At 32.1% G+C, this 23,819-nt stretch carries 26 protein-coding genes; 7 read left to right on the top strand and 19 right to left on the bottom strand.

The window, feature by feature from the left end; translation table 11 throughout:
• Positions 1–5: 5 nt before the first annotated feature.
• Together L8V82_RS05700 and L8V82_RS05695 are read right to left on the bottom strand one after the other, a co-directional pair.
• Positions 6–809 (bottom strand): cytolethal distending toxin subunit B family protein, encoded by an 804-nt coding sequence (locus tag L8V82_RS05700; RefSeq protein WP_263724336.1) that lies wholly within the window; start codon positions 807–809, stop codon positions 6–8.
• Complete coding sequence (locus L8V82_RS05695; RefSeq protein WP_263724308.1) at positions 809–1,621, bottom strand: RICIN domain-containing protein; 813 nt, start codon at positions 1,619–1,621, stop codon at positions 809–811. The genes L8V82_RS05700 and L8V82_RS05695 overlap by 1 nt, the downstream gene beginning before the upstream one ends.
• Before the next feature lie 154 nt (positions 1,622–1,775).
• On the opposite strand from L8V82_RS05695, the gene pepT reads away from it, so the two are divergent.
• Positions 1,776–3,002 carry a peptidase T gene (pepT, locus tag L8V82_RS05690; protein WP_263724307.1) on the top strand — a complete coding sequence of 409 codons (1,227 nt, stop codon included), beginning with the start codon at positions 1,776–1,778 and terminating at the stop codon, positions 3,000–3,002.
• 24 nt (positions 3,003–3,026) lie between these two features.
• Here pepT and dcuC read toward each other — a convergent pair whose 3' ends face one another.
• Together dcuC and pepE are read right to left on the bottom strand one after the other, a co-directional pair.
• Entirely contained in the window at positions 3,027–4,319 is a 1,293-nt protein-coding gene (gene dcuC, locus L8V82_RS05685; protein WP_263724306.1) for a C4-dicarboxylate transporter DcuC, read from the bottom strand.
• A 9-nt stretch (positions 4,320–4,328) separates the two neighbouring features.
• The gene (pepE, locus tag L8V82_RS05680) at positions 4,329–5,033 is read right to left on the bottom strand and encodes a dipeptidase PepE (protein WP_263724305.1); all 705 of its coding nucleotides are present in this window, start codon (positions 5,031–5,033) and stop codon (positions 4,329–4,331) included.
• 121 nt (positions 5,034–5,154) lie between these two features.
• Here pepE and surE point away from each other — a divergent pair, with 121 nt between their 5' ends.
• Genes surE through blaOXA form a run of 4 tightly spaced genes read left to right on the top strand, consistent with a single transcriptional unit; the run spans position 5,155 to position 7,771 of the window.
• Entirely contained in the window at positions 5,155–5,928 is a 774-nt protein-coding gene (surE, locus tag L8V82_RS05675; protein WP_039642308.1) for a 5'/3'-nucleotidase SurE, read from the top strand.
• The gene (locus L8V82_RS05670) at positions 5,921–6,574 is read left to right on the top strand and encodes a ThiF family adenylyltransferase (RefSeq protein WP_263724304.1); all 654 of its coding nucleotides are present in this window, start codon (positions 5,921–5,923) and stop codon (positions 6,572–6,574) included. Before surE ends, L8V82_RS05670 begins: the two co-directional genes overlap by 8 nt.
• Positions 6,558–7,007, top strand: coding sequence for a GNAT family N-acetyltransferase (locus L8V82_RS05665; protein WP_263724303.1), 450 nt, complete (start codon positions 6,558–6,560; stop codon positions 7,005–7,007). Before L8V82_RS05670 ends, L8V82_RS05665 begins: the two co-directional genes overlap by 17 nt.
• Complete coding sequence (gene blaOXA / locus L8V82_RS05660) at positions 7,004–7,771, top strand: OXA-493 family class D beta-lactamase (protein WP_263724302.1); 768 nt, start codon at positions 7,004–7,006, stop codon at positions 7,769–7,771. The genes L8V82_RS05665 and blaOXA overlap by 4 nt, the downstream gene beginning before the upstream one ends.
• Here blaOXA and bioC read toward each other — a convergent pair.
• The 4 genes from bioC to L8V82_RS05640 are packed head-to-tail and all read right to left on the bottom strand — an operon-like array spanning position 7,745 to position 10,918.
• Positions 7,745–8,443, bottom strand: a complete 699-nt coding sequence (gene bioC, locus L8V82_RS05655) for a malonyl-ACP O-methyltransferase BioC (RefSeq protein WP_263724301.1) — start codon at positions 8,441–8,443, stop codon at positions 7,745–7,747. The genes blaOXA and bioC overlap by 27 nt on opposite strands.
• Positions 8,428–9,054, bottom strand: a complete 627-nt coding sequence (locus L8V82_RS05650) for a pimeloyl-ACP methyl esterase BioG family protein (protein WP_263724300.1) — start codon at positions 9,052–9,054, stop codon at positions 8,428–8,430. The genes bioC and L8V82_RS05650 overlap by 16 nt, the downstream gene beginning before the upstream one ends.
• Complete coding sequence (locus L8V82_RS05645; RefSeq protein ID WP_263724299.1) at positions 9,051–10,175, bottom strand: aminotransferase class I/II-fold pyridoxal phosphate-dependent enzyme; 1,125 nt, start codon at positions 10,173–10,175, stop codon at positions 9,051–9,053. The genes L8V82_RS05650 and L8V82_RS05645 overlap by 4 nt, the downstream gene beginning before the upstream one ends.
• A gap of 8 nt (positions 10,176–10,183) precedes the next feature.
• Positions 10,184–10,918 carry a tetratricopeptide repeat protein gene (locus L8V82_RS05640; protein ID WP_263724298.1) on the bottom strand — a complete coding sequence of 245 codons (735 nt, stop codon included), beginning with the start codon at positions 10,916–10,918 and terminating at the stop codon, positions 10,184–10,186.
• Between the two features lie 129 nt (positions 10,919–11,047).
• Between L8V82_RS05640 and L8V82_RS05635 the strand changes: the two genes are divergently transcribed.
• Positions 11,048–12,316, top strand: a complete 1,269-nt coding sequence (locus L8V82_RS05635; protein ID WP_263724297.1) for an adenosylmethionine--8-amino-7-oxononanoate transaminase — start codon at positions 11,048–11,050, stop codon at positions 12,314–12,316.
• Here L8V82_RS05635 and bioD read toward each other — a convergent pair.
• Genes bioD through L8V82_RS05620 form a run of 3 tightly spaced genes read right to left on the bottom strand, consistent with a single transcriptional unit; the run spans position 12,290 to position 13,531 of the window.
• Positions 12,290–12,862: a dethiobiotin synthase gene (gene bioD, locus L8V82_RS05630; RefSeq protein ID WP_263724296.1), complete on the bottom strand. Its 573-nt coding sequence runs from the start codon at positions 12,860–12,862 to the stop codon at positions 12,290–12,292. The two genes, L8V82_RS05635 and bioD, sit on opposite strands and share 27 nt — an antisense overlap.
• A 7-nt stretch (positions 12,863–12,869) precedes the next feature.
• The gene (locus L8V82_RS05625) at positions 12,870–13,184 is read right to left on the bottom strand and encodes a DMT family transporter (RefSeq protein ID WP_087699706.1); all 315 of its coding nucleotides are present in this window, start codon (positions 13,182–13,184) and stop codon (positions 12,870–12,872) included.
• Entirely contained in the window at positions 13,184–13,531 is a 348-nt protein-coding gene (locus L8V82_RS05620) for a DMT family transporter (RefSeq protein WP_039619258.1), read from the bottom strand. Before L8V82_RS05620 ends, L8V82_RS05625 begins: the two co-directional genes overlap by 1 nt.
• 181 nt (positions 13,532–13,712) lie before the next feature.
• On the opposite strand from L8V82_RS05620, the gene L8V82_RS05615 reads away from it, so the two are divergent.
• Positions 13,713–14,747, top strand: coding sequence for an isoaspartyl peptidase/L-asparaginase family protein (locus L8V82_RS05615; RefSeq protein WP_263724295.1), 1,035 nt, complete (start codon positions 13,713–13,715; stop codon positions 14,745–14,747).
• On the opposite strand, the gene L8V82_RS05610 is transcribed toward L8V82_RS05615, so the two are convergent.
• The 8 genes from L8V82_RS05610 to fabZ form a co-directional block, all read right to left on the bottom strand.
• The gene (locus L8V82_RS05610) at positions 14,748–15,170 is read right to left on the bottom strand and encodes a Sua5 YciO YrdC YwlC family protein (protein ID WP_263724294.1); all 423 of its coding nucleotides are present in this window, start codon (positions 15,168–15,170) and stop codon (positions 14,748–14,750) included.
• Positions 15,167–18,430, bottom strand: coding sequence for a carbamoyl-phosphate synthase large subunit (carB, locus tag L8V82_RS05605; RefSeq protein WP_263724293.1), 3,264 nt, complete (start codon positions 18,428–18,430; stop codon positions 15,167–15,169). The genes L8V82_RS05610 and carB overlap by 4 nt, the downstream gene beginning before the upstream one ends.
• A gap of 97 nt (positions 18,431–18,527) precedes the next feature.
• The gene (locus L8V82_RS05600) at positions 18,528–19,499 is read right to left on the bottom strand and encodes a catalase (protein ID WP_263724292.1); all 972 of its coding nucleotides are present in this window, start codon (positions 19,497–19,499) and stop codon (positions 18,528–18,530) included.
• 86 nt (positions 19,500–19,585) lie between these two features.
• Positions 19,586–20,329, bottom strand: coding sequence for a rod shape-determining protein MreC (mreC, locus tag L8V82_RS05595; protein ID WP_214116643.1), 744 nt, complete (start codon positions 20,327–20,329; stop codon positions 19,586–19,588).
• Complete coding sequence (locus L8V82_RS05590) at positions 20,319–21,356, bottom strand: rod shape-determining protein (RefSeq protein ID WP_012662095.1); 1,038 nt, start codon at positions 21,354–21,356, stop codon at positions 20,319–20,321. The genes mreC and L8V82_RS05590 overlap by 11 nt, the downstream gene beginning before the upstream one ends.
• Before the next feature lie 2 nt (positions 21,357–21,358).
• Complete coding sequence (gene clpX / locus L8V82_RS05585) at positions 21,359–22,588, bottom strand: ATP-dependent Clp protease ATP-binding subunit ClpX (protein ID WP_263724291.1); 1,230 nt, start codon at positions 22,586–22,588, stop codon at positions 21,359–21,361.
• The gene (gene lpxA, locus L8V82_RS05580; RefSeq protein ID WP_263724335.1) at positions 22,581–23,372 is read right to left on the bottom strand and encodes an acyl-ACP--UDP-N-acetylglucosamine O-acyltransferase; all 792 of its coding nucleotides are present in this window, start codon (positions 23,370–23,372) and stop codon (positions 22,581–22,583) included. Before lpxA ends, clpX begins: the two co-directional genes overlap by 8 nt.
• Complete coding sequence (gene fabZ, locus L8V82_RS05575; protein WP_039619275.1) at positions 23,372–23,812, bottom strand: 3-hydroxyacyl-ACP dehydratase FabZ; 441 nt, start codon at positions 23,810–23,812, stop codon at positions 23,372–23,374. Before fabZ ends, lpxA begins: the two co-directional genes overlap by 1 nt.
• Positions 23,813–23,819: the final 7 nt, after the last annotated feature.

Below are 23,819 nucleotides of genomic sequence, written 5' to 3'. Positions count from 1 at the left end.
TTCTCCTAAGGTCTTCTAAAATTTACAGGAAAATGATCTGAAGCCAAAAAGGTTCTAAGCCCTGCTACAGCTAATATTGCAAGAATTGCAGGCGGATTATATAAAGTTCCTGTATTTGAATTTCCTGTAATCGCATAATCAATCGTATTTCCGGCAGTTTGTGTAAAAGAAGGTGGTGAAACTATATTAATACGCGATCTTAAATCCGGATCAATTAAGTTTACAATAGTACCAGGAGGTCTATTAAAATCCCCCATAATCATCCAATTAATATGTGGCATATTTCTAAAATGCATATCCACAGCACTTACAATAGCTCCTGCATCATTACCCCCTCTTGATAAAGCATGCACACTAAAAAACGCGTCATTTCCTATACGAATGCCTATAATAGGTCTTGAAGCAACGGTTGGAGGTGGTAAAACATAAACTTCATCTGCTCTCATTCTACTTACAATAGCCATATTCACACGGTTTGCTCCAACATCTACTCTTGAGTAATATATATAAACAGAATTTGGACGACTTGATGAGCCCAGATTCCACTCATATTCATGTATAGGAATTCCAACTCCCACAGGTTGAACTTGCCTTGGTGTCATCATCGCAGTACTTGGTAAAACTCCTGCTTCTTGAACAGCTAAAATATCCATAGGATTAGCACCGGTTACAAGTTGTCTTATGCTAATATTCCACTTACTTTCTGTCGATGCAGACGCACCTTGTAAATTCCAAGTGCCACTATTATAATTTTCTAAAGCAGCAAACAATAAATTAAAACTAAAAATTAAAAATACAATTTTTCTCATCATTGCTCTCCTGTATAAGCATAAGGTGATATTGTTTCAAAAGCTGGTGCACCAATGCTCCATTGTCTATCTAGATTTTTTTCTTTTGATTTCAAACAAGAGGTTAAATATATACTGTAATAATCAAAGTTAAATTCCTCCATTACATTTGCAACCGTTGTTTGTATGCATTGTTGTGTAGCATAATTTTGAATTTGATAAGCACCATTACTCATAGGAAAAAATCTCCAAAATTGTGCAAAATTTGTTTGATCGCAAGGATAATGCACTATACCATTACCATAAGCAGTTAAACAAGTAAAAGTTTTTGCATTTTTGATCATTACAGTATTGTTTGGAAATTCAATAAGCTGCCATACTCTTGCATCACCAAAAGATTTGCTATCAAATAAATTATAGCCCCATATCCAATTACCCGGATTTAAAGCCCAAACCGTTAATGCAGCTCCATTTGGACTCATAATAGTTACAAAGTCACTTACAAATCCTATATTTTCATATAAAGCATTTTGAGCTAATTCATTATTTGAAGTAAGCCTTGGAAGTGGGCCTTTGATAGGATTATCCCCTTTAAAAGTATTGATTTTCATAAGTGGTGGCTCAAGTGGTATAGCTGGAAATTTCTTGCCTTCTACCAAAACTGGCTCTTTTTGCTTAGCAGGTGGAGTTGGATTTTTGCCTATTTTTAAAGGATCGCTATCATTCATTTTACCCAAAGAGCGTCCTAAAGGATTAATTTGCTCTTTAGAAGAACATCCAATAAAAAAAGTTATAAATGCACTCAATATCATTATAAATTTAAGTTTTTGCATTTCTTCTCCTTAAAAAATATAAATTTAAATATATTATCATAATTTTAAACAAATTTTGATAGAAAATATCATTTAATAATTTTTTCTTAGTTTTATCAAATATTTAAAAAATGAATTGTTATAATTTATTAATTTTAATCTAAAAGGAAAAATTATGGATATTGTTCAAAGATTTATAAATTACACTAAAATCAACACCACCACAAGTAGAGAAAATGGTGCTAAAGGCATTATGCCATCAAGCCCTAATCAAATGGAGCTTGCAAAATTACTTGAAAAAGAATTACAAGAATTAGGTTTAAAAAACATCAAAAGAAGAGAAAACACCATCACCACAGCTCTTTTACCAGCAAACACTCCAAATGCTCCTAAAATAGCCTTTTTTGCACATTTAGATACAAGTATGGAGCAAACTAACGATACCAAAGCACAAATCACTAAGTATCAAGGTGGGGATATATGTTTAAATAAAAACTTAGATCTTTATCTAAAAGAAAGTGAATTTAAAGAACTTAAAAACTACATAGGGGATGATATCATCCACACCGATGGCACAAGCTTACTTGGAGCTGATGATAAAGCAGCCATTGCAGCGATTATGGATATGCTTGAATTTTTTGTTAAAAATCCTGATATTAAACATGGTGATATTTATGCTTGCTTTTTACCTGATGAAGAGCAAGGTTTAAGAGGAGCAAAAGCTTTTGATATAAAAGAAATTAATGCTGATTTTGGGTATTGTTTAGACTGTTGTGAGATAGGAGAGTTTATTTATGAAAATTGGAATGCAGGAGATTGTGAAGTAGAATTTATAGGAAAATCTGCTCATCCTATGAGCGCTAAAGGAAAATTAGTTAATTCTTTACTTTTAGCACACAAATTTATTTCTATGCTTCCAAATGGAGAAGCACCTGAATATACAGAAAACAAAGAAGGATATTTTTGGGTTAAAGAGCTCCAAGGAAATAGCGCTAAAACTACTTTAAAAATAGATGTTAGAGAATTTGATGATGAAAAATACAAACAAAGAATGCAATTTTTGCAAGATTTAAGCGATAGTTTTAAAAAGCTATACGGAGAAGAAAGAATTAATATTAAGCTCAATGATCGTTATAAAAATGTCTTTAATAGTCTAAAAACAACCGAATCTTTGCCTATTAAACTTGCTTTACAAGCTTATGAAAATTTAAATATCAAAACTAAAATCATTCCTATGCGTGGAGGATATGATGGAGCGGTGCTTTCAGAAAAAGGCTTGCCTTGTCCAAATATCTTTACCGGAGCACATAATTTTCATTCTATTTATGAGTATTTACCTGTTAAATCTTTAAAAGCAGCAAGCAAAGTTATACAAGAAATCATCATCCTAGCTGCAAAATAAATTTAAGCCTTAAAAGGCTTAAATTTATAATAACACAAAAGCAATTACAACCACCGAAACAACACAACCTAAAGCAGTTCTTTTAACAATTTCTAAAGGACTAACCCCTGCTATAGCTGAAACGATAATGCAAGCTCCCAAAATAGGCGAAAGGTATCTTCCAAGCACTGCTGACATTGCCACTGCAGTACCAAGTTTAACTTGATCAAAACCAAGATCTTGAGCATGAATAGTTACAGCTTTGTTAAATGCCATAGCAGCAGCGTCACCACTACCTGTAACCATAGCCATTAAAAATGGTATAAAAGTTCCACCAAAACGCACATAATGTTGTTCATTTTTAAGCCATTCTATGATGATATCGATCACTCCGCATGCTTTTAAACCCGCAACAAAAACACTAGCAGCTATGATAATCCCTATAATCTCTGCATAAGATTTTCCCATACCATTAAAAAACTCTTTAAAAATACTATCAGGCTTACTCATAGTTACTACTAAAGCTATAATCGCCCCTAAAAGCATAGCTTCAGCAACTCCAACTTGTTTTGTCCATGTTAAAAACTCATAATCATTTAAAGGACTTGCACCTATAATTAGCACAATTAAAGGTACTAAAGGCATAAGCGCATAAAATACATTTACTTTTTCAATATTATCTTCAGTCTTATTTTGATTTGCCACTTCAAAAACTTGTCCTTTTTGATAGTCTTTAAAAACCACTGCCATAATCATCAAAGAAATCATCACTATCACCCCTGCTGTTAATGCATTTGGAGTTTGAGTTAAAACAATTTCTTGTATATTTTTCCCTGAAATTTCAGAAATCAAAGCAGTATGGGAAACACCCGGACTTAAAATTCCTCCTATAGTTCCACAAAGCACTGTTGCTGCTGCCATGGCAGGTTTTATACCTGAAGCCATTAAAAGCGGTATCAAAGTCGCACCAACTGCAGCTGAACATCCTGCTGCTGAAGGTATAGCTATAGCGATGAAAAAAGTTACCATAAAAGCAAGTGGGATTAAGAAAAATCCTACATTTTTCAAAGGTGTTGTAAGTAATCTAACCAAATGTTTATCACATTTAGTCACTTTCATCACAAAAGCAAAACCCATACTCGCACAAATTGCCTTAATCAAGGCAGGTTGCACCATAGCATGTGTAAAAGCACTCAAAGCTTCAATGGGCTTAAGTGAAATCAAACACAAAATAAAACCAACACTAATTAAAGCTGTTTTTGTTTCTACTTTTTTAATAAGCAAATAAACCACAGCCACAATACCAAAAATCGCAGCTAAAAGATAAAAAGTTTGCATTTTTCTCCTTTAGATTTTAGTTGTATGATTAACTTTTAAATATTCCACATTAAAAGGATAACTTAGCTTTAACACATCATGATGACCTATGATTTTTAAGTTATCATCTTGCACTTTTAATGCAGAACCCTCCGGTATAGCATAAACAATGTCTTTTGGATTAGTTATCAAAAATTCCTCCAAGCGCTCCTCTCTACTTTCTCCATTATGCCCAGGAATTTTCCCACTAATAAAATGTGGATTGATTTGATAAGGAAAAACCCCTAAACTATCAAAACTTTTTGGCATAACAATAGGCATATCATTAGTTGTTTTTATGCTAAGACCTGCTATGTTTGAGCCCGCACTCCAACCTATATAACAAGCCCCTTTTTCAATACGCTCTTTTAAAACTTCAAGCAAATCATTTTCATATAATTTATGCAAAAGCATAAAGCTATTGCCTCCACCTACTAAAAAAACTTTTGCATTTAAAATCGCTTCTTTTAAATTTTCAAAATGGTGCAATGATTTGATATTATCTTTTTTCAAACCTTCTTTTACCCTAGCCTCATAAGCATCATAAGTCCTTCTAACTCCCGCATAAGGTATAAAAAGAATTTCTTCATCTACCATAGAATTTTCTTTTAAAAAATCATCTATAAATTCTCTAGTATGACTTAAATACGCACTATCTTTATAACCAGAAGCACTAAAAAGTAAAAGTTTTGACATCATTCTTTCCTTTAAAAAAATTAATCAAAACTGTAATTTTAATATTTAAAAAATGAAAAAACAATTTAGTAATAAAAAAATATTGTATTACTTGTGTTAAAATTTAAAAAAAGGAAAAAGTATGAAAGAAATTTTAATAACAAACGATGATGGCTATGAAAGTGAAGGCTTAAAAAAACTTATTAAAATGCTAAGAAAGCATTTTAAAGCTAAAATTACCATAGTAGCTCCTGCTAGTGAAAAATCAGCATGCTCACACTCCATAACGCTAACCAAACCTTTGAGATTTCACAAGGTTGGTAAAAGATTTTACAAGCTTGATGATGGCACGCCTGCAGATTGTGTTTATCTTGCTTTACATGCTTTATATAAAAAGCGTTTGCCTGATCTTGTCATAAGTGGGATTAACAAAGGTGCTAATGTAGGCGAGGATATAACCTACTCAGGAACTTGCGCAGGTGCTATGGAAGCAGTGCTTCATGGAATTCCTGCCATTGCTTTATCACAATTTTATAAAGATAGTCAAAAAGAGCTTGATTATAAACTTGCTTTAAAGCTTACTAAAAAAATAGTCAAAAATATCTTTGAAAAGGGCTTTCCTTTAGATAAAAAAGAATTTTTAAATATCAACTTTCCTTCTAGCAAAACAGCCTTTCAGGGCTTAAAAATTTGCAAAGCAGGTAAAAGAATTTATAGTTATGAAGCACACTCAAATACAAATCCAAGAGGTGTAGAATACTACTGGCTAGCTGCTGCTAATCTTGATCATGAAAATGAAAAAGACTCAGACATAGCACTTTTAAAACAAGGCTATGCCACAATAACCCCTATAATGCTTGATCTAACAGCGTATAAACAAATGAAAAATCTCAAAAAATGGATGAAAAATGGATAGATACACGCGTATAAAATGGCTTGTTAATGAAGAAAATTTTATTAAATTTCAAAATACTAAAGTTTTAGTTTGTGGTTTAGGTGGAGTTGGTGGAATTTGTGTTGATGCACTTTTTAGAAGTGGCTTTAACAATCTAACATTAATTGATGCGGATAAATTTGAAACTACTAATCAAAACCGCCAACTTCATAGTGAAAATATAGGTGCAGAAAAAGCTAAGGTTTTTGAACGCATTTACAATGCCAAAGGTATAGTTAGTAAAATCGACGATGAGTTTTTGAAAAGTTTTGATTTGAGCGAGTTTGATTTAATCATTGATGCGATTGATGATATACCTGCTAAGGTTGCTTTGGCTAACTTGGTTGATTTAAAAAAGCAAATTTTTATCTCATCAACCGGTGGAGCTAGAAAGCTTGATCCAACGCGTATTAAAACGACAAGCATATTTAAAACACATGGCGATGCCCTAGCTAAAAAATTCCGCTATGAGCTTAGAAAATCAGGCTTTAAAGGGAATTTTGATGTGGTATTTTCAGATGAAGAAGCTCATTGTAAAGATCTTGGCTCATTTATGGGAGTGACAGCCTCTTTTGGACTTGCTTTAGCTTCTTTAGCTCTAAGGAAAGTGCTTGATAAGAAAGCTTGATATAAAAGACTTAGTTCCTTGTATCAAGCTTTTTAAGCAAAGCGTATCCACTCTTTGTAAAAATGATTACACAAAAGAACAAATTCATGCATGGATTAATATAGACCAAAAAGCTTGGGAAGAAAAATTTCAAAATCAACTAGGTTTTGTTTATGAAGAAAAAGGCCAAATCATATCTTTTATAAGTATAAATTTAGAAGAAAAAACGCTCGATCTTTGCTTTACTCATGCAAGCTATGCTCATCAAGGTTATGGCAAAGCTTTATTAGAATTTGCTCTTAAAAACTACCCTTATAGTGAAATTTATACTTTTGCTAGTCTTAGTGCTAAAAGTTTCTTTTTAAAAGCAGGATTTAAAATCATCAAAGAAAACATTGTTATAAGAGATCAACAAGAATTGAAAAATTTTTTAATGAAAAAGGAAATAAATTGAAAAAATTACTTTTACTTTTTAGTCTTTTTTGCTCTTTTGCTTTGGCAAATGAAAATTTAAAAGATCTTTTTAAAGATTACAACAAAAGTGGGGCTTTTATAGCTTATGATGGCAAAAATTATTATAGTAATGATTTTAAAAAAGCAAACAAGCGCATTTTACCTGCCTCTACTTTTAAAATTTTCAATGCCCTAATCGCACTTAATGAAGGCGTTGTAAAAGATACTAATGAGATTTTTTATCATTACAAAGGCGAAAGAGTATTTTTACCCTCTTGGAAAAATGACGCAAACTTAGCCCTAGCTATGCAAAGATCACAACTACCTGCTTATAAAGAACTAGCTAGAAAAATCGGCTTAGAAAAAATGCAAAAAAACTTAAATAAACTTAATTATGGCAACCAAAAAATAAGTAAAATCGATGAATTTTGGCTTGATGATTCTTTGCAAATTAGTCCTAAAGAACAATCTACTTTACTTTTTAAACTTGCAAACTTAGCACTAGATTATCCTAAAAACATACAAAAAGAAATTATAAATATAATAAAACTTAGCGAAAATAACCATTATGAGTTTTTTGCAAAAACAGGCTGGGGTAAAGAAAAATACGGACAAATCGTAGGTTTTATAAAAGATAAAAAAACTTATCAAATTTATGCTTTTGCTTTATGTATGGATATGAGTGATTTTAACAAGCTTTATCTAAGAGAAGAATTAGCAAAAAAATATCTATCAAATTTAATAAACTTGACACATAAAAAATAAAGGATGGTAAGTCAAGGTATTTTGAAATTCTTTTTCATAGTTTTTTAAAAATGCCTTGCTTATGAAAAATTTTTCACTCAAAGCATTAACCCCGCTTAATTTCAAATGTCTAAAAAGCTCTAAAGTATCATCAAATTTTAGCTCTTTTAACTCTTCTTTTGCCTTGATAATCTTAAATTTTTTAGAAAGCTTTTGTGCAATTTGCTCTAAAGTTAAATATTCAAGTGATAAATTAGTGCTTTGCTTTATTTGAGTGAAATTTTTTTCTCCAAAAGTAGAAAAAAGCAAAATCCCATTTTTATTTAGCATGCTTGCAAAATTTTCTAAAAGCTCATCTATCTTTAGCCACTGCATACAAGCATTTGAAGCTATAAGATCAAATTTTTTCGTATAAAAATGATGATTTTTAAGTTCATTCATATCAAAAACACCAAATTCATCAAATTTACAAGGATTTTCAAAAGCATAAATATCATTTAAAAAATAATGCTTAAATTTAATACGCTCTTGCAAAGCCTTGCTAAAAACCCCTACCCCACAACCAAACTCAAATACCGCTTCAAAATCGCTAAAATCACTCTCGCTAAGCATTTTGCAAAGTTCTTTAGCCATGTCTTTTTGCACAGGTGTATTTGCGCTATAAGTGTCTTTTGCTCTTATGAAAGTTTGCAAAGCTCTTCCCAAGTGTGGTATTTAAAAAATGCAAAATGTGGCTCATCAATAAACATTGCCTTTTCTTTGAAAAAATTTAAAACATGCTTTGGCGGAAAAATTTTATCATCTTTACTGATTATAGCTTTATTCCAAGTGAAATTTTCGTTTAAATCTTTAGTGCAAAACTCATATAAGCTTAAAAGTTCTGCTTTTAAATACTCGTTTTTTTCAAAATAAAATCCATCACTTAAATTCATTCTTTTTTCAAGCAAATTTGCTTTAAAATCCTCTAAAGCAAACCTTTTCATCGTAAGTTTAAAAATGGCTTTTTTGATCCCAAATTCATCATTTATAGGTAAATTTGTGCCATTTATGGCTATTTTTTTATCAAATTTTATATCTTTTAAAATTTTACTCGCTACACAAACTCCCATGGAAAAGCCAATAAGAGTGATTTTTTCAAATTTATGAAGATCAAATTCCCAATCAAAACTCGTATAATCATACACCATTAAAACATTTACATCACTTTTTAAATGCGCAAAATGGCTAAAATGTGAGCAAAACCCTGAAAAAAATAAAATCAACTCAGATGAATTTGCATTTTCATGTAAAAAATGAGTTTTCAAAGTACCTCCAAAACCTTTTCTAAGTCTTTTTTTACTAAACCAGCACGCAAAGAAAAGCGAATTCTAGCTGTATTTTTAGCTACGGTTGGCTCTTTAATAGCAGGTGCAAAAATACCATTTTCTAAAAGCTTTTGTGAAATTTCACTAGCTAGTGCATTTTGCCCTAAAATAAAAGATATCACATAAGCCTCGCCTAAAACTGCACCCTTACTTGCTAAAGCATTTTTAAACCAAGCACTTAACTCTAAAAGCTCTTTTCTTTGAGCGTTAAATTCATGTAAATGCTTAAAAACATGCAAAGTCCAAGCTACATTGATAGGTGCAATAGCAGTTGAGTATATAAAAGCTCTTGCTTTGTTGATAAAAAAATCTTTCTCATCACTTATCATGCAAGCTCCCATAGAAGCTATAGCCTTACCAAAGGTAAAAACTAAAAAATCCACTTCCTTTTCTAAACCCAAAAATTTCACATAACCCAAACCATCATCATTAAAACACCCTATGCTATGGGCTTCATCGATGTAAATTTTGATATTTTTAAACTCTTTTTTTAAATTTATGAATTCTTTTATAGGTGCAAAATCCCCATCCATACTAAATAGCGCTTCACTTACGATGATGATATTTTCAAATTCTTTATAATGCTTTTGCACTAAGCTTTGTAAATGCTTTATATCATTGTGCTTAAATCTTATAAATTTAGCCCCGCCAAGCCTTAAACCATCGATGATACTTGCATGCACTTGCTTATCTGCTAAAAATAAAGTATTTTTAATGCTTGCTAAAGCTTGCAAACAGCTAACATTTAAGGCATAACCATTGTTAAAGTGCAAGATTTTTCTGCCTAACTTAGCTTCTAAAAAGCTTTCAAATTCATCAAAAATCGCATAATTTCCACTCAAGCTTCTTGAACTTGAACTAGAAAATTCAAATTCTTTTAAATGTGTTAAAAAATCTTTCTTTAATGCTTTTTCATTGCTTAAATTTAGATAATCATTGCTCGCTAAATTTAGCAATTTTTGCCCATTATAAACGACATATTTTCCCTCATGTTTTAATGAGCGTAGAATTCTAAAATTATCTTGTTGTTTTAATGCATCTAAAATTTGTGTAATTTGCATATTTGAACCTAAAATTGTTCTTTAAAATTTGCATAAAGCATACACCCATCTTCATTTTTTAAGTCACAAGCTTTGCCAAAATACTCTAAAGCTTTGGAAATATTTTTTTTAACACCATTTCCAAATCCATACATAAATCCAAGGCGAATACAGCCTAATCCATCATTTAAAATACAAGCTTTTTGATATAATTTGACTGCTTTAAAATTATCTATTCTTACACCTTCTCCACTTACATACATAGCACCAAGATTGGTACAGCCTATGCCTATATTTAAATCACAAGCCTTTTGATACAATTCTACCGCTTTAAAATTATCCTTTCTTATACCATAACCATTTCTATACATAGAGCCAAGATTAGAGCAACCCAAGCCTTCATTTAAATTACATGATTTTTGATACAATTCTACCGCTTTAAAATTATCCTTTTTTACACCAAATCCATTTTCATACGTAACTCCAAGATTAAAACAACCCAAACTACTATTCAAATCACAAGCTTTTCTAAATAATTCAGCTGCTTTAAAACTATCCTTTTTTACGCCGAATCCATTTTCATATATAATTCCAAGATTAGAACAGCCATTTCCACTATTTAAATCACAAGATTTTTTTAAGTATTTTAAAGCTGTTGGGTAATCGCCTCTATCATAGGCTTTAATTCCTTTTTCGAGTATATCCTCTTGCGAGTATGCAAAATTTAAAAATAAAATCGTTAAGATAATCAATACTTTTTTCATACTTTACCTTTAAGTTTAAGATAAAAAGCTAATTATATAAATATTTTCTAAATAATCCTTTTTCATTTTAAAGCATAAATTTGAGTAAAAATTGTAGTATCATTAGTAATAAAAATCAAAGAAGTAAAAATGAATTTAAAAGAACTAGACTTAAAACACATTTGGCACCCTTGCACGCAAATGAGCGATCATGAGTTTTTACCTTTAATACCTATAAAAAAGGCTAAGGGGGTGTATTTGTATGATTTTGATGAAAAATCCTACATAGACTGCATTAGCTCTTGGTGGGTAAATATCTTTGGCCATTGCAATGAATATATCAATGAAAAAATCAAAGATCAGCTTCAAAATTTAGAGCATGTTATACTTGCTGGTTTTTCACATGAGCCTATCATAAAGCTTTCGCAAAGACTTTGTGAGCTTTTGCCTTTTGATAAATGCTTTTTTGCAGACAATGGTAGTTCAGCCATAGAAGTGGCTTTAAAAATGAGTTTTCAATACCACTTAAACAATGGCTCTAAAAAGGATAAATTTTTATCGCTTAGCAATTCTTATCATGGAGAAACCCTAGGTGCATTAAGCGTTGGCGATGTAGCACTTTATAAAAAAACCTATGAGCCTTTACTTTTAAAAAGTATCACAACGCCTGTGCCAACAAGCAAAGACTATACAAAAGAACTTGAAATTTTAGAAAGCATTTTAAAAAATCATCATCATGAAATTTGTGCTTTTATACTTGAGCCTTTGCTTCAATGTGCGGGCAATATGCATATGTATGAGCTTGGGTATTTAGATGAGGCGGTTAAACTTGCTAAAGATTATGATGTGCAAGTGATATTTGATGAGATAGCCACAGGTTTTGGACGCACAGGGGAGATGTTTGCGCTTGATTATTGCTCACAAAGCATTGATTATATATGTCTTTCTAAAGCTATCACGGGTGGGTATTTACCACTTTCGGTGGTGCTTACTAAAGATGAAATTTATGAGAAATTTTATGATAGTTATGAGAGCCAAAAGGCCTTTTTGCACTCTCATTCTTACACAGGTAATGCCTTAGCTTGTGCAGCGGCTAATGCGACTTTGGATATTTTTGAAAAAGAAAATATCATCGCAAAAAATAAAATCAAAAGTGCTTTTATAAAAACTCAATGGGAGAGTTTAAAAGAATTTGACTTTTTAGGAAATTTTAGAAATTTAGGCATGGTAAGTACATTTGACATACAAAAAAGCAAATACCAAAGAGCAGGACTTGAAGTCTTTCAAAGAGCCTTAGAAAAAGGCTTGCTTTTAAGACCACTTGGAAATACAATTTATTTCATGCCACCATATGTTATAAATGAAGATGAGATTGCTTATGTAGTGGAGTCTTTAAGAGAGATTTTCAAGGATTTTTGAAAGTTTTTCACACACTTTATCATCAAATTCTATGATGGGAATTTTAGCGTAATTGTTTATAAAATCCTTGCTAAAAGTATCTTGGGTTTTTAAGATCAAAGCAAGGATTTTAATATCTCTTTGTTTTAGTGCTTCTATACTTAAAAGCGTGTGATTGATACTTCCTAGATAGTCTTTTGCGACTAAAATCGTAGGGTGCTTAAACGCACTCATATAATCAATCATTGTTTTTTCATCATCAAGGGGCGAAAAAAGCCCACCAGCTAGCTCGATGATGAGTTTATCACTTTGTGGAATTTGTATATCAAAAGCTTTATAATTTAAATTCTCTAAAATCCTGCCTTTGTGTGGTGAAGCAGGGGTTTTTAAAAACACACCTTCTTTAAAAATCTTAGTTTTTGGGCTAAACTCAGCTACTACCCCACTATCTTTTGGCATGCCTGCTTGGATAAGCTTAAAATAATCAAAACCCAATTCTTTACAAAGTCTAGCACTTAGATAAGTTTTACCAACATCTGTGTCTATACCACTAATGTATATTTTCATTTTAAACCTATGAAAGTATTTTTAAACCCACGGTGCAAGCAATGATAAGAGCAATCAAAAAAAGCTTTAAAAAGCTTTTGCTTTCTTTATAAAAAAGCACCCCTATGATAACCCCACCTGCAGTTCCAGCTCCTGTCCATATAGAATAAGCCACACTCATAGCAATGCTTTGCATACTAAGGCTTAAAAATCCAAATGAAAAAGCAAAACATACTATCAAAGCTAAAAGATAAAGCTTATTTTTAGTGCTTACAAGCTGCTTCATGATAATCACACCAAAAATTTCAAAAGCAGTCGCTAAAAATAAAAAAAACCATTCCATTATTTAGCTTCCTTGCTAATGATTTTAAGACCTATGATACTTAAAAGTAAAATGGCTATTAAAGCAAGCTTAGTAATGGAAGTTGGCTCATTGAAAATAAACATCTCATTAAGCACCACACCAACCGTGCCAATACCTACAAAAACACTATAAGCAATACTTACTTCAAGTCTCTCGCAAGCTTTTAAAAAACATGTAAAAGATATGCTTACGCCAATAGCTGTTAAAGCATAATGCCAAATTTCAGTAGAGTATTTTAAACCACTCACCCAAAAACACTCAACCAAACCACCCAAAATCACCATAAACCAACCAAAATTAGAGCTTATTTTTGTTCTTTCTATCATAATCTACCTTTTTTCAAAAGCGCAAATTATAACTAAAATTACAAAATAAAAATTTAAGCAAAAAATAATTTTAATAAAAAAGCTATTGTATTTTATAAATATTTTTAAATATTTCTCTAATATTAATTTATATTTAATTTTTATTATTATAAAATTTTCAGCTTACAAAAAAGGAGAATATATGAAATTTTTAGCAGGTAGTAAAAAGGCTTTATTAGTATTAGCTAGTTTAGCATTTTTAACAAGCAATAATGCTTTTGCAAAAGATTTTGAGCCAATTATCGTTATACACGGTGGCACAAGTGGCTTAGGGCTTACTAAGGACGAATTTGCTAAAAGAGAAAAAGTAATGAAAGAATCCTTAAAAGCAGGTCAAAGCATACTTGAAAAAGGTGGAAGCTCGGTTGATGCGGTTATAGCTGCCATTAAAGTAATGGAAGATAGTCCTGAATTTAATGCTGGAAAAGGCGCTGTTTTTACTTCTGATGGATTTAACGAACTTGATGCATCATTAATGGATGGAAAAAATTTAAAAGCAGGTGCAGTTGCTATGGCTAGGACGATTAAAAATCCTATAGAAGCAGCAAGACTTGTTATGGAAAAAACACCCCACACTTTAATAGCGGGCGAGGGTGCAGATAAATTAGCCAAAAAACATGGTTTAGAAATAGTAGGCCAAAAATATTTTTTTACAGAACACAGATATAAACAACTTCAAGAAGCTAAAAAAAGCAAAGAAGTATTGCTAGATAGTGATAAAGCAAAAGCTCATCTTGGTGTAAGTACTGAGCCATATTTAGGCACAGTAGGTGCAATAGCTTTAGATAAAAATGGCAATCTTGCAGCAGGTACAAGCACAGGTGGCACTACAAATAAAATGACAGGACGCATCGGGGATTCTCCTATCATAGGAGCAGGAAATTACGCAAATAATGACTCGGTAGCGATTTCTTGTACAGGAACGGGTGATATTTACATAAGAATAGCTGCAGCTCATGAAGTTGCGTCTTTATATAAATATAAAAAACTTTCAGTACAAAAAGCAGCTGAAGAAACTATCAAACAAGTAGCTAAACTTGGTGGTACTGGTGGAATCATATCGATAGATAAAAACGGAAAAGTTGGCTATGCTTGGACTAAAGATAAACTTGGAATGTATCATGGACAAGCAAAAATCGGCGAAGAACCAAAAGTATTTTGGCCGCTTGGAAAATAATTAGCGCAACTTAACTTTTTTAACGCCTCGAAGTTTAAAAATCTTTGAGGCTCCACTTTCAAAAAACTTTTCATCTACTATTTTATCAGCATTTTGCATAGCCCAATTTAGATCAAATTTTTTTCCATGAAGATTTGCAGAAGTAGAATAAAGCCAATCAAACTCTTTTAAAAAATTCTCATGAGCACAATCTTTCACAACGCGTATTGCTTTAGAATTAGAATATAAAAAAGTAGTTTTTTTGGATTTTCTAATAGTATTTTTAAAATGATTTGGTACTCTTGTAAGTTTTTTAAGCTCGCTAAATTTAGCTGTGGTAATCAAACAATCTTGGCTTAAAGGCCTTTTTTTTAAAGTATTAAGGGCTTTTAAGTCCTTGCTTAAAAACCCTGCTGTTGTATCAGTTTGAGCAAGATAAATCATGCTTTTAAGTATTCTTGTAAGCTCTTTACTTCAAGACATGATTTATTTTGTATAGCTTTAATCGCTTTGGCACCTGCATACGCTGCTCTTAGGTTGGTAAAATATGGGGTTTTAAAGCGTAAAATATTTGCTCTAATTTTTTTAGTATCACCTTTAAAACTATGCTCATCGCTTGTATTAATAGCAAGTTGAATTTGAGAATTTTTTAACTTATCCTCTACATTTGGGCGTCCTTCAGAAATTTTATGCACAAACTCACACTCTAAACCTGCTTCTTGTAAAATTTTATAAGTTCCACTTGTAGCAATGATTTTAAATCCTAGCTTAATGTATTCATTAGCTAAATCTACTGCGTATTTTTTATCTTGTTCTCTTAGTGATAAAAATACATTGCCACTTTCTGGTAAGAAATTTGAAGAGGCAAGTTGGCTTTTTGCATAAGAGTTTTCAAAGTCTTTACTTACACCCATAACCTCGCCGGTTGAGCGCATTTCAGGCCCAAGTTCAAGGTCACTTCCACTAAGTTTAGCAAAAGGAAATACCACTGATTTTACGCTAATGTGTTTTGGTTTTTTAGCTCTTAAAATTCCATTTTTTTCCTCTACCACTTTAAAGGTATCATAAAATTTCAAGCTTTCTCTTAAATTTCCTTGCCACATCACGCGTGTTGCAACCTTAGCTAAAGGAATTCCTGTAGCCTTACTTACAAAAGGCACAGTTCTACTAGCTCTTGGGTTTACTTCTATCATATAAAGTTTATTATCATGGATAGCAAATTGTATATTTAAAAGCCCTACTACACCTAAATTTAAAGCAATATCTTTTGTTTTTTGCTCAATCATTTCAAGCATAACTTCATCAATATTTACAGCAGGTAAAGAGCAAGCACTATCGCCTGAGTGAATTCCTGCTTCTTCAATATGCTCCATAATACCTGCTACATAAACTTCTTTTCCATCACTTATCGCATCTACATCAAGTTCGGTTGCATTGTCTAAAAATTGATCGATTAATACCGGAGATTTATCACTCACATCTACGGCTTCTTGCATATAAAGTCTAAGCTCGCTCTCATCATGCACCACACGCATTGCACGACCACCCAAAACATAGCTTGGTCTAACAAGCACAGGATAACCTATCTCATTTGCTTTTATAATCGCTTCTTCAACGCTTATAGCTGTGCCATTTTTAGGTTGATTTATGCCTAAATCTTCGATAAATTTAGCAAATTTCTTTCTATCTTCAGCTAAATCTATCACCCTTGCACTTGTTCCTATGATCTTTGCTCCAAAAGCACTAAGGCGTTTTGCAAATTTAAGTGGAGTTTGACCACCAAAATGCACTATCACCCCATCTGGTCTTTCTCTATCAATAACTGCTCTTAAATGCTCAAAATCAATCGGCTCAAAATATAAAATATCACTTGTATCATAATCTGTCGAAACCGTTTCTGGATTACAATTATACATTATAGTTTTTACGCCCATATCTTTTAGAGCAAAAGAAGCATGCACACAAGCATAATCAAACTCAATGCCTTGTCCTATGCGGTTTGGCCCACCACCTATAATCATCACTTTTTTATCTTTTTTATCTTTACTTTCTTTTACTTGTGTAGCTTCATTTGCATTGATACTTGAGTATAAATACGGAGTTAATGCTTCAAATTCGCCTGCGCAAGTATCTACTTCACTATATTGAGCGATGATTTTATGTTTAATTCTTGCATAATAAATATCATTTTGGCTTAACTCAAGATTATCTTTTTGATTAATCAAGCTAGCAATTTTTTTATCTGAAAAACCTAAGGTTTTAGCTTTTCTTAATAGTTGTTTGTTGCTTAAAATATCCATATCAATTTGATTTTCAAATTCCACTATTTCTTTGATTTGATTTAAAAACCAAGGATCTATTTTGCAAAGCTCAAAAAGCTCTTGTGTGCTAAAACCTTCTCTAAAAGCTTGTGCTATATAAAGCAAGCGTTTTTCATTAGCTTGGCGAATTTTTGCTAAAAGCTCATTTTTATCACATTCTATAGTATCAAACCCACTTAAATTTCTCTCAAGTGAGCAAAGTGCTTTTTGAATGCTTTCTTTAAAAGTTCTCCCTATAGCCATAACCTCACCCACACTTTTCATAGCAGTGCCAAGCTCTGTGCTTGCATTTGGGAATTTTTCAAAAGTAAAACGAGGAATTTTAGTTACAATATAATCAATTACCGGTTCAAATGAAGCAGGAGTGCCTGTGATGTCGTTTTTAATCTCATCTAAACTAAATCCAACTGCTAAAAGCGTAGCTACCTTAGCTATAGGATAACCCGTTGCTTTACTAGCTAAGGCTGAAGATCTTGAAACCCTAGGATTCATTTCAATGACTATCATTCTACCATTAGTTGGATTGATAGCAAATTGCACATTTGATCCGCCTGTATCTACTCCAATTTCTCTTAAAATAGCAAAAGAAGCATTACGCATTGCTTGATATTCTTTATCAGTCAAAGTTAAAGCAGGAGCTATAGTGATAGAATCGCCCGTATGAACCCCCATAGGATCAACATTTTCAATAGAGCAAACGATAATACAATTATCATTTTTATCTCTAATGACTTCCATTTCGTATTCTTTCCAACCAAGTAAGCTTTCTTCGATTAAAATTTCATGGATAGGGCTTAGCGCTAAAGCAGTATTTGCAAGTTCTGCAAACTCATCCATATTGTACACCACGCCACTTCCTGCACCACCTAAGGTAAAAGAAGCTCTAATCATCAAAGGAAAACCAATCTCATCAACAGCTTTTAAAGCTTCTTCATAATTATACGCATACATAGATTTTGGTAAATCCATGCCAATTTTTTTCATACATTCTTTAAAAACTTGCCTATCTTCACCTTTTTTTATCGCCTCAGGATTTGCACCTAAAAATTTTACATCTGCAAGCTCGCCACTTTCATAAACTTCCATAGCAACATTTAAAGCAACTTGGCCACCCATAGTAGGTAAAATCGCATCGATTTTTTCTTTTTTGATAATACTTAGAATACTTTCTTTGGTAATTGGTTCTATATAAGTTGCATCAGCAAATTCAGGATCTGTCATAATCGTAGCTGGATTAGAATTGATCAAAACTACCCTATAACCTAACTCTTTTAAGGTTTTTGCTGCTTGAGTTCCTGAGTAATCAAACTCACAAGCTTGACCTATAACGATAGGCCCACTGCCTATTAATAATATATTTTTTATATCTGTTCTTTTTGGCATGTATTTTCCTAAGCTGAATTTTTAGTCAAATTATAACAAATATAAGTTTTTTAGAAGTTGAAATTAATAAAGAATTTAGCTCTTAAAGAGCTAAATTTTATTGACGCTTACCAAAAGTTATAGCATAAGCTTCATTTCTTACATCAAATAAAGGATCTTGTGGTGGATTAACCCCTTGAGGTACATCTGAAGGAAAATACACATCAAAATTACAATCTTCCTTGCTCAAAGCATTAACTTTAAAAGTCCCAACTAAACTTTCTTTGTGTTTACCACTCCACAAAGCCGTTGTATCATTGGTAATATCATTTTTATTTGCATATACTAAATACATTTTATACTCAACTGGCTTATTAGTCTTTATACGATTTTGAAAATCTTCTTTTAAAAAATCACTACTTGCACTTTTCATTTGTGCCTCATTTAAATACGCCACATCTTCGCTTGGAACTAATTTCCATCTTGCTGGTAGATAATTTTCTCCATTTGCTTGTTTAAAATAAAAAGTATGGATACTAAAAAATGGAGTATTTGCTACGCTTTTACTGATACCAATTTTATCCGTATATGCAGCAAAATTTCTATAAGAATCAACCTCTTTCATCATCTTGCTTATTTTTTCTTGATCGACTTTACCATTTACAGGAAGTCTCATTTCAAAAAACTGACCAAACTCTTTAGGATTTTTTGCAAAATTTATTTCTGTATTTAGCATAACCATAGTCCAAGAGGCAGAATCTTTAGGATCAGTAATTCTAATAGCCATACCCCTTGTTTTGCTTTTATCATCTTTAAAAGCACCACCCAATGAATATCTTACTTGGATTGGTAAGCTTTTTTGTGTTAACAAAGGCACATCAACTTCTTTATTGATAGACAAAGCTGGCTCAAAAGTTCCCATAGCACAAAAACCCTTTGCATGATTAACTTTTGCTTTTGGATTTTTAGGATCTGCGTTAAGTTGATAAAAAATATCTGCTATTTTTTGTGCATCATATTCTACTTCATTCGCATAAATAGCACTACTTAAACAACAAATAGCCAAACAACTGCTGATATATTTTTTCATTAAAGCTCCTAGTTTTAAACTTAGAAGCTATTGTAATATTTAATTCTAAATAATAATTTATATTAGTTAAAATAAATAATTTTTTACTATAAATTTTCTACCATATAAAAATAGCTTGGTACTTTCATCTTAGCATAAGGTTTAACATAAGCATTTTGATAAGCACCCTCTTCTTCTATTTTAAAAATTTCTCCCACCGGAATTCCTGAAAAGAAAATCTCATCTAAACCACTTGTATAAACCTTATCGCCCATTTTAAGCTCAAGCCATTTAGGGATATACTTAACTAAAACATAATCATTTCTTCCATGGGCTATACCTGGTGCTTGTTCTTTGCCTATGTAAACAGAAAAAATACATTCCTCATCACCTTGCAAAAGCCCCAAAGCTCTACCATTTTTTTCTATGACTATGCCTGCTGTGTAACCATTATAAATTAAACCTTTGATTTTTCCTTTATAATCAACATCAAGCCAAACCTTATGATAATCACTAATTTGCGCATAAGAAGTTGCCTTAACTAAACTCACATTAGGATAATAAAAACTTGAGTTTTTATCGCTTAAAATATTATTTAGCTCATTAGCAAAGTTTTTCATGTAGATATTATTTTTTTCAAGCTCGGCATTTCTTTCTCTTAAAGTTCTAATTTCTTCAGCTTGATTAAAATGTTCGTTGAATTTGTTTTTTAAAAGATCAATACTTTGAGAAAATTGATTAACAATAGCAATATTTAAATCTAAAACATTTCGTTTTATTACATCTCCATAATAAAACGAAATAAATACTAAAAAAGATAATATTAAAACGCTAAGAATTTTACTCTTCATTCGTTAGCTGGTGTAATAATGAAATTTCTTCTAAAGCTTTACCTGTACCTTTTGCAACTGCTAAAAGTGGCTCATCAGCTACATATACTGGAAGTTTTACAATTTCAGATAAATATTTATCAAGCCCGCGTATTAAAGCTCCGCCTCCTGTTAAAACAACACCATTTTCAACAATATCAGCTGCAAGATCAGGCGGCATCATTTCAAGAACGATTTTTAAAGCATCAGCGATTTCTTTTAAATGTTCGCGCATAGCTTCTCTTACATCTTCACTTGTTAGTTCGATTCTATTTAACAAGCCTGTTACTTGATCACGCCCTTTAACTACCATAGAAAGCTCTTTTGGAAGCTGAACTGCTGAGCCTATTGCGATTTTAATCTCCTCACCCGTTCTTTCACCTATGACAAGGTTGTATTTTTCTTTTACATAATTTACTATACTAGTATCAAGTTTATCGCCGGCTGTGCGAATTGATTTTGAAATCACAAGTCCACCTAAAGAAGTAACACCAATTTCAGTTGTACCACCACCAATATCTACCACCAAGCTCCCTTGAGGCTCTCTAATAGGTAAATTTGCACCAATAGCTGCTGCCATAGGTTCTTCTATCAAAAATACCTCTCTAGCACCTGCACTTAAAGCACTTTCTCTAACTGCTTTTCTTTCAACTTGAGTTAAACCATAAGGTACTGAAATGATAATTCTAGGTCTTAAAAAAGATTTTCTTCTATGAGTTTTTTCTATAAAATAACGGATCATTTTTTCAGTCATATCAAAATCAGCAATCACACCATCTTTCATAGGACGGATTGCTTCGATATTACCTGGGGTTTTTCCTACCATTTCCTTAGCTTCTTTTCCAACAGCTAAAATTTTAACCCTACCATATCTTTCACGCTCTACTGCAACAACCGAAGGTTCATCAATCACTATACCTTTATCTTTTACCAAAACTAAAGTATTTGCAGTACCTAAGTCAATCCCCATATCACTTGAAAAAAATCCAATTATTTGATCTAAAATCATTCTCAGCCTTTAACTTTTTTATTTTTTATAAATAAAGGTTTTGCACCTTCTTTGATCACTTCTTTAGTAATTACTATGCTATATCCATTATACTCTGGCAAATCAAACATCAAATCTACCATCATCTCTTCAATAATACTTCTTAAACCCCTAGCTCCCGTTTTACGCTCTAATGAAAGCTTAGCAATCTCTCTTAGTGCCTCATCTTCAAATTTTAATTCCACATTATCAATAGCAAAAAGTTTTTGATATTGTTTAATAATAGCATTTTTTGGCTCAGTTAAAATACGCACCATACTTTCTTCATCAAGCTCATCTAAAGAAGCAAGCACATGCAGTCTTCCTATAAGTTCAGGGATAAGCCCAAAATGCACTAAATCATCAGGCTCTAATCTTTGAAGCAAGGCTTCTTTTTCATCTTTTTTATCATCAGTAAAAAAGCCCATGACATTATCGCCTAGTTTTCTTTTAATGATATCACTAATACCATCAAAAGCCCCACCACACACAAATAAAATATTAGTCGTATCTATTTGTATAAAATCTTGATTTGGGTGTTTTCTACCACCTTTTGGCGGAATATTTACTAAAGATCCTTCAATGATTTTAAGTAAAGCTTGTTGCACACCCTCACCACTTACATCTCTTGTAATGGAGCGATTTTCACCCATTCTTGCGATTTTATCGATCTCATCAATAAATATAATCCCTTTTTGAGCTCTTTGCACATCTCCATCAGCAGCTTGTAAAAGACGAGTAAGGATATTTTCAACATCTTCTCCTACATAACCTGCCTCAGTTAAAGAAGTCGCATCACAAATTGCAATAGGCACATCTAAAAATCTAGCTAAAGTTTGCGCTAACAAAGTTTTTCCACTTCCTGTTGGACCTACTAATAAAATATTTGATTTTGCTAATTCTGTATCATCATCTTCTAAGTCAGATCTAAAAAGTCTTTTGTAGTGATTATACACCCCTACACTAAAGATTTTTTTAGCTCTATCTTGTCCGATGACATATTTATCTAAATATGCTTTTAATTCTTTAGGGGTTATATCTTTAAAATTTTCTTTATCAACTTCTTTATTTTTTAGCTCTTTTTCCTCTCCAAAGAAAATATTGCAAGCACTTTCAGCACAATACTCACATATAAAGGCATTGTTATAATCATTTACTAAAATTCTTCTTTCGCTTGTTTCTATTTCATTGCAAAAACTACATCTTTTAACCATGGTTTTTTTCCTTATATATAGGAATTCCTCTTTTTGTTTCTAAGATAAAATTACACATTTTTTTAACATTTTCACTAGAAGTACTTTCTAATAAATTCAAAGCATTATCTTTTAAATTTCCTTGTCTGAATAAAAATTTAAAAGCCTTGCTTAAAACATCAACTTCTTCTTTATCAAAGCGTCTTCTAATGCCTACTAAATTTAAACTTCTAATGCTTGCTCGATTTCCCTCAGCCAAGCAAAATGGCACCACATCTTGAGAAAGTGCGCTAGCACCTGCTATCATACACCCCTCGCCCACTCTAACAAACTGATGTATTGGAGTAAGCCCACCTACTACGGTATAATCTCCAAGTTCTACATGGCCTGCTAAAGTAGCATTATTTGCTAAGATGATGTGATCTCCTAAAGTACAATCATGCGCAATATGAGAATAAGCCATGATAAAAGCATTATCACCTATCCTTGTAAAGCCATCGCCTTTAGCTGTACCTGAATTAATAGTAACAAATTCTCTAATAACCGCGTTTTTTCCTATAATAACACCTGAGCTTATCTCATCTTTATAAGATATATCTTGCGGGATATCTCCAACTATAGCATAAGAAAACACTTTTGAATTCTCACCTATAGTTACATTAGGTAAAATTCTTGCACCTTGTTTGATGATGGTATTTGCGCCTATGTTAGCATTTTTACCAACATAAGCATAAGCTTCTACTACAACATCATCTGCTATGATAGCTCCATCTTCTATAACTGCACTTGGATGAATTTTGCTCATCATTTATCTACTATCATAGCTTTAAGTTCAGCTTCTGCAACTAATTGTCCATCTACAAAAGCTTTTCCTTGGAAAATCCACATATTTCCACGATTTTTCACTACACTCATTTCATAATCAAGTCTATCACCAGGACGCACTGGATTTCTAAATTTAGCATTATCAATACCCGTAAAATATACTACCTTAGTGCTTGGATCTACTTTATCATCCATACTTTCAAATGCCAAAACCCCTCCAGTTTGCGCCATACCTTCTAAAATTAACACACCTGGGTAAATTGGATGATCTGGAAAATGCCCCATAAAAACATGATCGCTTATACTAATATTTTTATAACCTCTAACAACTTCTTTGTTTTTTAATTCTACGATTTTATCTACAAGTAAAAATGGATACCTATGCGGTAAAATTTTTTGAATTTGCATTACATCTATCATAAATTTA

The sequence above is a fragment of the Campylobacter sp. IFREMER_LSEM_CL2151 genome, from assembly GCF_025771725.1.
GTDB lineage: Bacteria > Campylobacterota > Campylobacteria > Campylobacterales > Campylobacteraceae > Campylobacter_D > Campylobacter_D lari_C.
This window is presented reverse-complemented; position numbering and strand designations above follow the sequence as displayed.